The organism is Leptolyngbya sp. CCNP1308 (assembly GCF_034932455.1).
Classification (GTDB): Bacteria; Cyanobacteriota; Cyanobacteriia; order Phormidesmidales; family Phormidesmidaceae; genus Nodosilinea.
In genome coordinates this window covers 1-8114 of the sequence record NZ_JAYGIH010000053.1, presented here as the reverse complement: position 1 = coordinate 8114, position 8114 = coordinate 1, and the positions used below count along the sequence as shown (strand labels likewise).

Annotated in this window: 6 protein-coding genes and 1 tRNA gene; 4 read left to right on the top strand and 3 right to left on the bottom strand. The window is 58.3% G+C overall.

The window, feature by feature from the left end; translation table 11 throughout:
* Positions 1-95: 95 nt before the first annotated feature.
* From VB780_RS14080 to VB780_RS14070, 3 genes are all read right to left on the bottom strand, one after another.
* A complete protein-coding gene (locus VB780_RS14080) occupies positions 96-539 on the bottom strand; it encodes an Arm DNA-binding domain-containing protein (protein ID WP_323351794.1) in 444 nt (147 codons plus the stop codon).
* Positions 540-805: 266 nt separating this feature from the next.
* Positions 806-877, bottom strand: a tRNA-Val gene (locus tag VB780_RS14075).
* Between the two features lie 54 nt (positions 878-931).
* Positions 932-1405, bottom strand: coding sequence for a hypothetical protein (locus tag VB780_RS14070; protein WP_323351793.1), 474 nt, complete (start codon positions 1403-1405; stop codon positions 932-934).
* Positions 1406-1801: 396 nt separating this feature from the next.
* On the opposite strand from VB780_RS14070, the gene hetZ reads away from it, so the two are divergent.
* From hetZ to VB780_RS14050, 4 genes are all read left to right on the top strand, one after another.
* Positions 1802-2908: a heterocyst differentiation protein HetZ gene (hetZ, locus tag VB780_RS14065; RefSeq protein WP_323351792.1), complete on the top strand. Its 1107-nt coding sequence runs from the start codon at positions 1802-1804 to the stop codon at positions 2906-2908.
* Between the two features lie 39 nt (positions 2909-2947).
* Entirely contained in the window at positions 2948-3967 is a 1020-nt protein-coding gene (locus VB780_RS14060; RefSeq protein ID WP_323351791.1) for a hypothetical protein, read from the top strand.
* 63 nt (positions 3968-4030) lie between these two features.
* Positions 4031-6325, top strand: a complete 2295-nt coding sequence (locus tag VB780_RS14055; RefSeq protein ID WP_323351790.1) for a DUF3488 and DUF4129 domain-containing transglutaminase family protein — start codon at positions 4031-4033, stop codon at positions 6323-6325.
* A gap of 197 nt (positions 6326-6522) precedes the next feature.
* Entirely contained in the window at positions 6523-7818 is a 1296-nt protein-coding gene (locus tag VB780_RS14050; RefSeq protein ID WP_323351789.1) for an aspartate aminotransferase family protein, read from the top strand.
* Positions 7819-8114: the final 296 nt, after the last annotated feature.

Sequence of the window (8114 nt, the reverse complement as noted above, 5' to 3'; positions counted from 1 at the left end):
TAGGGTAGCCAGAACTACCTTGACCACCGAGGAACTACTACGAAGGAATGAGGGTTTTAAGGATCAAGGTTATCCGTACAGGTAACTTTTGTTGCTCAATCTGACCCTTTTAAAACATCCTCTAAGGCGTTTTCAATTGAGAGGTTGCCTAACTTATCAAATAGACGCATAAAATTTTCGTACTTTTCAATGGTCTTGGGCTTAAGTTGACTCCGCTTGCTCTCAAAGTAAGCCAACCAGATCTCCATCAAGGCTGGCGCTTGCTCTGTTGGAACGGTCAATTCGGCCTGATCAGAGCTTGCGAAGGTCTTGTACTTATCGAGGTCGTTGGCATCAAACTGACCATAATCAATATCTCTCCGAATGTCGAAGGCCTTGTCTTGCGCCTGCTTGCGGTTAAACGGAGTATCTGTCAACCCTAAGCTCAGGTAGTGCCGCTTACCGTTAAATGAGAAAACGAGTTGGAGGCAACTATTGCTAGCCTTGACTTGAACTGATCCGGATTTTGCCTTCTTTTTCTTCTTGACGCCTGCTTGCATAGTACGCCAGCACCAAAACTGATCCGGATTTTGCCTTCTTTTTCTTCTTGACGCTTGCTTGCATAGTACGCCAGCACCAAATTAGATATTCCTAGCTTACCCCAATCGCCCTGTTTTTTACCCCAATCTTTACCCCAATCGAGTGCCTAACATGGCTCAACAGGCTCTAATCTGGCCCATCGGCTGAAACCGCACTGGCCAAGCAAAAACGCTGAAGGCTCTTATCTAAAGGAGCTTTCAGCGCTTTTCCAGGTGTTTGAGGTGTATGGGCGATACTGGTTTCGAACCAGTGACCTCTTCCGTGTGAAGGAAGCGCGCTACCACTGTGCTAATCGCCCTTGGGTTTTATAAGATAGCACGTCTCCTGGTCAATACCGATGAAAATTTTTCAGCTAGGCCATGTTGGGGGGGATGGGATTACCCTGTTGGGCCTGCTGAAGCTGCGCTTGAATCAACGCCTGCATATCCTGACGGCGAATTTCGACGCCTTGGCTAGCCTGTCCGGGGGTTTCGAAGAAGATTAGGCTGTCGATGGGCTGCATGGCCAACAGCTGAAACAGGATATGCACTACGGGCACGGGTAGGGCCATGACCTGGGGATCTTTAACGGTGGCCTGGCTGGTGGCGGCGTCTTGCAGCGTGGGGTAGGCGTAGACAATATTTTTTTGGGTATTGGGCTGGGTGCGGTTGCTGAGGGTGGTCATCATCCAGCCCTGCTCTAGGGTTTGCAGCACGTAGTATTGCTCGTGCTTGAGCTGACCGGCGATCGCCTTGAGTGTTGGCGCAATGGTGGTAATGGCGTTGCCGGTTACCCCATCGTCGGGGGCACTGGTCTGGAGGGAGGCAATTTGAGCATCAAGATCCATAGCGGGTTCCGAAGGATAGTTGGGGCTAGCGTCTGGGGGTGGCGGATAGAGCCGAAACGGCGATGGCGAAGACCGATCCACAGGAGCATCGCGCCCGATCTAGCATCACTTTACCGCAGGGGGCTACCGGCGAGGTGCCACGCCCTGCATCCATAAAATTACGGACAGATGTTAGACTGTTGAGTAGCTTGCAATTCTCGGGCCGACAATCTACTTACAACTCAGACTTTTCTACCTTTTGAGTTTAGCTAGGCTCCGTGAGCTAGGTACCATAGCTCAGTCCAAGGTTGCAGCGGGCGCATCCACCACGTTCCTAAAATACCTGAATATCGCTCCACGGGTCTGTGTAGCTTTTTGAGGATAGCCAGATTGAATCAGGGTATCTGTGCGTTGAGTGTGGATTCGCTTAGCCAGCTTTTCTACCAAGACTTAAAAAACGGTACTGGAGCTCCAGAAGCGGGGTGCCAGGCTATAGCCCAGCGGCTGGCCAGTGAGGTGCAGCGCATTTGCCACGAGAGCGATCGCATTCAGGCCTCGGGCGATGTCGAAGCCTGGGCTAAATCCCTCGGCAAGCACCGTCTAGATCAGTGTTTCAAATACTACAGCCTGGGGTCGCGCCAGGGCCGCGTTGAGCTGCACAGCACCCTCAGCGCCATTGTCTACCGCTACATTACGCCGCCCCAGGTGCAGACCAGCTACCCAGCCCGGCTGGCGCTGATCGAAGACTTTTTGCAGGGGTTCTACGTCGAGGCGCTGAATGCGTTTCGACGGGAGAATCAGCTGGGCGATCGCTATCAGCCCCGCACCCTGCTGGAGCTGGCCGAGTTCATGGCCTTTTCCGAGCGCTACGGCAAACGGCGCATCCCGCTGCCCGGTCGGCGCAGCCAGCAGCTGATCATTCTGCGGGCCCAGACCTTCTCTAAGCAGCAGCCCCCTGAAGTCGCTATCGACATCGAGCAGGCCACCGACTACGGCGGCGACGGCGACGACGTGCGCCCGGCGGCCTCCCACCAGCGGGTGCGCGAAGAGATGATCGCCCAGGCCGACGATCTGCCCGAAAACTCCCTGCGGGGCCGGGTGGTGGAAGAGCTGCTGGCCTACCTGAAAGAGCGCAACCAGGACGAGTGTGCTGACTACTTCACCCTGCGGCTGCTCGACCTGCCCACCCACGAAATTGAGGCGCTACTGGGGTTAACCCCCCGCCAGCGCGATTACCTGCAACAGCGATTCAAATACCACCTGCTGCGCTTTGCCCTGTCCCACCACTGGGAGCTAGTGCACGAATGGCTAGAGGCCGGTCTAGAGACCAACCTGGGCCTGACCGCCCAGCAGTGGCAACAGCTGCAAGACAGCCTCAGCGCTAAGCAGGCCAAGCTGCTGGCGCTCAAACAGCAGGGCATAGCCGACGGCGAAGCCGCTAAAATTTTGGGTATCACCGCTACCCAATTCCAAAAACAGTGGACTAAGCTGCTAGAGCAAGCCTGGGAAATTCGTAACGTTTAGTATCCGTCAAACATCCATCCGGACAGAGCGCAGCAGGCCATGAATAGAGATTCAGATATCCCCGAAGACCTCCTGTTAAGGCTCCTTTTGGAGCCCCTTTCGGCGGACGACTCACCATCAGGAACGCGCTTTTTTCCGGCTGCTGACGCTGACACGGCAAAGCCAGCGGGGGCAGAAAACTCGCCTACCCCCACGATCTACCCTGGTTCTGAGACATCTACCCCAACGCCAGCGGCTTCAGAGGATGACGCGCTCAACGCCAACTACACCCCTGTCTTTGACTCTGGAGACCTATCCACTGTGCAACCCCATTTTGAAGCCCTTTTGAAGCGCCGCCTGCGGCAAGAAATTTCCCATCGCCCGCCGCTATTTCCCTGGGAGAAGGGTCTACAAGACTATCCCGATGCTCTGCGCCCTAGCGCCGCCTCTGTTTGGTTAGACCATCTCAAGCAGCTTTCGGTTCCTGGCGATGTGCCTGAAGATGTGCTGGCCGATCTGCTCAACCAGTGTCAGCAGGTAGCCCAAGACATTCGTCAAACTGGCCGGCGGCTAGTGGCAGCAGTGGAAGGGTTGTTCCCTGACCAACCCCAAACCCTGGAGTACATTGCCGGGCTGGTGGCTCGACCGGCCTACCGGTCGGCCCAAACCGAGTCTCTGGCCCAGGTAGACTACACGACCGCCTCGACCCAGCAGCAGGTGGCGCTGGCCATGCTGGCGGCCCAGGGCATTTTTGAATCCCTGTCGCTGACGGTGGGGCCGACCAACACAACCCATACCCAAACCTGGCTGACGGCCTCTGGTCTGCTGACGGTGCAGGCGACCTATACCGCTGCCGACCATCAGGCCGACCATCAGTTAGAGGTGAAAGCGGTGCTGCCGACGGACGGTAGCCTGACGCTGGTGAGCCTGGGCGAGACCCTGCGGTCTGAGCGCTCTACCCCCGGCGACATCGTGCTGCGGTTGACCACTCAGCTTGGGGCCGTGCACCGTCTAGATGTCAACTTGGGCATCGACCAGGTGGCTCCCCTGAGCTTTCAGGTCATGATTGCTGAGGGCTAGGCTAGCGCTGGGCAGGGGCTAGCGCAGCGGTTAGCATAGAGGCGACTCTACTCCGGTTTGTCTATGGTCGCTTCCCGCTGGCTGGCCTCTTCTCCCTTAACCCGGCCCATCCCCCCCGATGAAATTGAAGACTCGCGGCTGCTGCGGGTGCTGGTGCAGGGGCTGGTCACCGTAGGCATTGGCTCAGTGGTGGTGGCCGCCGCCGGGGTGACTGCGGCTTCTTGGTGGAACCTGCTAGCGATTCCCCTGAGCGCGGTGGGGGCAACGTTTAGCTGGCAGCGGCGGCGCGATCGCAACATTGCCATCAAATTTTTTATTGCCATCGGCATGCTGATGGCAATGGCGGCGTTTTTTTCCCGGCTGCTCGAAGCCCCCGGCGACACCCGCATTGTGCTGGCGGAACTCTTGGTGCAGCTGCAAGTGCTGCACAGCTTTGACCTACCCCGGCGCAAAGACCTGGGCTACTCGATGATGATTGGCCTGATCTTGCTAGGGGTGGCTGCTACCATTAGCCAGACCCTGGCCTTTGCGCCGCTGCTGCTGCTGTTTTTGGCGCTGGCGGTGCCGGTGCTGGGGCTCGACTACCAGTCGCGGCTGGGGCTGGGGCCGATCGCCTGGGGCGAGATCAAGCTGCGGCCCACCCTGGGGCGCTTTTTGGGCCTAATGGCTCTGATTGTGGGCCTGGGGCTGCTGATTTTTGTCTTTTTGCCCCGGCTCCCCGGCTACCAGATCCAGAGTTTTCCGGTGAGTTCGGTAATCGATACGCCGGGAGATTTTTCGGGGGAAGATATTCTCAACTCGGCCTACCGCGATAACGGCGGCGAAGACGGCGAAGGCGATGGCTTTGGCGACGGTGCCGGCACCATTCAAGGCCAGGGCAAGTCTACCGGTCCTGGGGTAGTGGATACCGTTTCCTACTACGGCTTTAACCAGCGCATGAACCAAAACCTGCGGGGCACGATGACCCCCCAGGTGGTGATGCGGGTCAGGTCGCAGGCACCGGGCTTTTGGCGGGTGCTGGCCTTTGACACCTACACGGGCCAGGGCTGGGATATCTCTCGCAATGACGATGCCCAGACGCTGAAGCGATCGCGGTTTTCGGCCCAGACTTTTTTGCCCATCGACCCCACCCTGGCCCGCAATCGGGAGGTGGTGCAGACCTATACGTTGGTTAGCGAGCTGCCCAACCTGATTCCGGCCATGTATCAGCCCAAGCAGCTCTACTTCCCGACCCGAGAGGTGGCCATTGACGCCGAGGGTAGCCTTCGGTCGCCGGTAATTTTGCAGGAGGGCATGACCTATACGGTGGTGTCGCGGGTGCCCTTTCGCGATCGCACCCTGCTGGGCCAGGCGGGCACCCGGTACCCCCCCGGCATTCGCTCCCACTACCTCCAGGTGCCCGAGGAGATTCTAGAGCCCGTGCGGGCCAAAACCGAGGAGCTGCTGGCCACCTCCCCCACTCCCCTCACCGACGCCTACGAAAAATCGCTCTACCTGGCCCAGGCTCTCAAGCAGCGCTACACGATTCAGCCTGAACTGCCTTTTTTTGGCTCCGAGCAAGATCTCGTCGAGAGCTTTCTGTTTCAAACCCAGGGCGGCTATCCCGACCACTTCTCCACGGTGCTGACGATCATGCTGCGCTCCATCGACATTCCGGCGCGGCTGGTGGCCGGGTTTGGTGAAGGTGAGTTTAACCCCTTCACCGGGTTCTACGTGGTGCGCAACACCGATGCCTACGCCCTCACCGAAGTCTACTTTCCCCAGTACGGCTGGTTTGGCTTCGACCCCATCCCCGGTCACGAGCTGATTCCGCCGAGTCTGCGAGAAAACGAAGCGTTTAGCATGGTGCGGCAATTTTGGGACTGGCTGGCTGGCTGGCTACCATCTCCCCTGGTGGGCTTCGTCGATGGTCTGATCACCCTGCTCAGCGATGGCATTGCGTACCTGGTGCGTACCTTCAACGCGCTGCTGAACCTAGGCTGGGTGGGCATTATGCTGGGCATTGCGATCGCCACCGCCCTCGGGTTTATCGCCTGGCTAGCGTTCCTGGGCCTACGCCGAGGCTGGCGCTACCGACAGCTGCGCCAGCTCGCCCCTACAGAACGGTTATATCAACAAATGCTGACCTGGTTTGCCCACCAGGGCCTCGGTAAAAACCCCGCCGAAACCCCCATCGAGTATGGCCAACGCCTCTACCAGCAAACCAAAGCCCAGACCGCCCAGGCTGCCAACGAAATCACCCACGCCTACGTCCGCTGGCGCTACGGCGGCGAACCCCAAAACCTCACCTACCTGGGCGAAAAATTGCGCACTATCCGCCAAACGGGTACCCCCCGCCAGCGGCTCATCCGCCGCTAACCCGACACCGATTGGTTCAGGATAATCATTGATTTCCCCAGGGTTTCCGCTATGCTCGATTCATTAGATGGTGTCGGTGAATCTGGGCTGTTGGTGGTCGGCGACTAGCGCAACTAACCGCTACATCGCTTTGACTACCTCACCCCTCTCACCCGATCACTCCATCACTCTTCACTCCCCCACCCCCTATTCCCACCGTGAGCCTAAAAACCCTCGTCAAAAATTCCCTCAAGTCGCTCAGCATTGCGACCAATGGCAGCGCCGCCTTCTCCCCGGCTCAGTTTGATGCCGATGTGATGACCACCTACGGGCGCTTCCCCATCGCCCTGACCAAGGGCCGAGGCAGCTTTGTGTGGGATGACCAGGGCCGTCGCTACCTCGACTTTGTCGCGGGCATTGCCACCTGCACCCTGGGCCACGCCCACCCCGCTATGGTCGAGGCCGTGACCCAGCAGATTCAAACCCTGCACCACGTGTCAAACCTCTACTACATTCCCGAGCAGGGAGCGCTGGCCCACTGGCTGGTGGAGCATTCTTGCTGCGATCGCGTCTTCTTCTGCAACTCCGGCGCTGAGGCCAACGAGGGGGCGATTAAGCTGGCTCGCAAGTACGCCCACACCCAGCGAGGCATCAACAATCCACTGATTATTACCGCCCAGGCCAGCTTTCACGGGCGCACCCTGGCCACCGTCACCGCCACTGGCCAGCCCAAGTACCAAAAGAACTTTGACCCGCTGATGCCGGGGTTTGCCTACGTGCCCTACAACGACATCGCGGCCCTAGAGTCGCTGGTGGCAGACCTGGATGCTGAGACACCTCAGGTGGCTGCCATTATGCTGGAGGCTCTGCAAGGGGAAGGAGGCGTGTGCCCCGGCGATGCCGCCTACTTCCAGCGTATCCGCCAGCTCTGCGATGAGAAAGGCATTCTGCTAATTCTCGACGAGGTGCAGGTGGGCGTCGGTCGCACCGGCACCCTCTGGGGGTTCGAGAACCTGGGCATTGAGCCGGATATCTTCACCTCGGCCAAGGGGCTGGGCGGAGGCATCCCCATTGGGGCGCTGCTGTGCAAAGCGTCCTGTGCGGTGTTTGAGCCGGGCGACCACGCCAGCACCTTTGGCGGCAACCCCTTCGCCTGCAAGGTGGGCCTCACCGTGTGCGAAACGCTGGAGTCTGAGAACCTGTTGGGCAATGTAAAGCTGCGCGGCGAACAGCTACGGTTTGGCCTGCAATGCCTGGTGCAGCAGTATCCAGCTCTGCTAGAGCAGGTGCGCGGCTGGGGGCTAATCAACGGTCTGGTGCTTCAAGCCGACTCCACCATCAAGTCAGTGGATATTGTCAAAGCGGCAATGGATGAAGGCTTGCTGCTAGTGCCCGCCGGGCCGCAGGTCGTGCGCTTTGTGCCGCCGCTGAACGTGAGCGCAGACGAGGTGCAGCAGGCACTCATAGCAGTAGAAAAAGCCGTGGCGATGCTCATTAAACGAGAGCATGGTTAGTAACGTTTGAGTTGCCTAGTGAGTTGTGGAATACTCTCCTCACCGCGATCTAATTCTTAAATAGTCGGTAGCTGCAACTCTGCTCAGCTACCGACTATTTTTGATGATGTAGAGTGTTGTGGCGCGATCGCTGGGATCATACCGAATCCTGTCTATATCCCCCCGATTTGTAGGGGCATTGCAGTGTGTCGTCCGACGTAAGGTTGTACCCCGACATACGACATAGAGTTGTGCCCCTTCGGCGTTTTAGCGGTAAAACAGAAGGCGTTGTAACGCCGTCGTGACTTGGAGGTGAA